This is a genomic window from Pseudomonas sp. GYB4201, assembly GCF_056312595.1.
In genome coordinates, this window is record NZ_JBWGIG010000072.1 from 1 (window position 1) to 594 (window position 594).

Below are 594 nucleotides of genomic sequence, written 5' to 3' on the forward strand. Positions count from 1 at the left end.
TGTCTTGAAATGGCGTTGTCTGCATCGCGACTAAAGTCGGCTCCTACACTGTTCGTGGTAGGAGCCGGCCTTGGCCGCGATGCAGGCGACGCGGTGCATCAGCTGTACCGCAGCGCCCGTGACGCGGCCTGGGGCCGCTGCTACGGAAGATTGGCGTAGCAGCAACTGTCTTGAAATGGCGTCGTCTGCATCGCGACTAAAGTCGGCTCCTACACTGTTCGTGGTAGGAAGCGGCCTTGGCCGCGATGCAGGCGACGCGGTCCATGGAGTATCCGCATTCGCGTAGCAGCTGCCGCCAGGCGGCGTCTGCTTCACGCGGTGCATCAGCTGTACCGAAGCGCCCGTGACACGGCCTGGGGCCGCTGCTACGGAAGATTGGCGTAGCAGCAACTGTCTTGAAATGGCGTCGTCTGCATCGCGACTAAAGTCGGCTCCTACACTGTTCGTGGTAGGAGCCGGCCTTGGCCGCGATGCAGGCGACGCGGTGCATCAGCTGTACCGCAGCGCCCGTGACGCGGCCTGGGGCCGCTGCTACGGAAGTTTGGCGTAGCAGCAACTGTCTTGAAATGGCGTCGTCTGCATCGCGACTAAAGT